This is a genomic window from Ensifer sp. ENS08 (assembly GCF_014852195.1).
GTDB lineage: Bacteria > Pseudomonadota > Alphaproteobacteria > Rhizobiales > Rhizobiaceae > Ensifer > Ensifer adhaerens.
On sequence record NZ_JACVBF010000055.1, the window covers coordinates 1 to 592 of the forward strand.

The 592-nt window shown below is 61.5% G+C and carries 1 protein-coding gene; it reads right to left on the reverse strand.

Annotation, left to right across the window (positions count from 1 at the left end; genetic code table 11):
- Positions 1-592 (reverse strand): ferrochelatase (gene hemH, locus IB272_RS34475; protein WP_192445895.1); only part of this gene is annotated, 592 nt, incomplete at both ends.

The following is a 592-nucleotide window of genomic DNA, read 5'->3' on the forward strand; positions in this document are numbered from 1 at the left end:
AATGCGCTTGACACCGTCCTGCGCAAGTTTTTCGACCGTCTTGTCGGTATAGGGCTGCAGCCATTCCTCAGGCCCGAAGCGCGACTGGAAGGTGACCTGCAGCTTCTCCTTCGACCAGCCGAGCTTTTCGCGCAAAAGCCGCGCGGTCTTCTGGCACTGGCAGTAGTAGGGATCGCCCTTGTCGAAATAGCTCTTCGGAATGCCGTGGAAGGAGGTCAGAACCACCTCCGGCTCCCAGTCGAGCGTCGCCAGGTGACGCTCGATCGAGGTTGCCAGAGCGTCGATGTAGACGGGATCGTCGTGGTAGGGCGGAACGGTGCGCAGTGCCGGCTGCCAGCGCATCTTCAGAAGCGCCTCGAAGGCCTTGTCATTAACGGTGGCGGTGGTGGCGGCGGCATATTGCGGATAGAGCGGGAAGACGAGAATGCGTTCACAGCCGGCCTTCTGCAGTGCGTCCATGCGCGAGGCGATCGACGGCTGGCCGTAGCGCATGCCCCAGTCGACGATGACGTTAGGCTGGTCGGCGAAGGACTTCGCCATCAGTTCGGACTGGTTGCGGGTGTAGGTCCGGAGGTAGCTTTCGTTCAAGTCC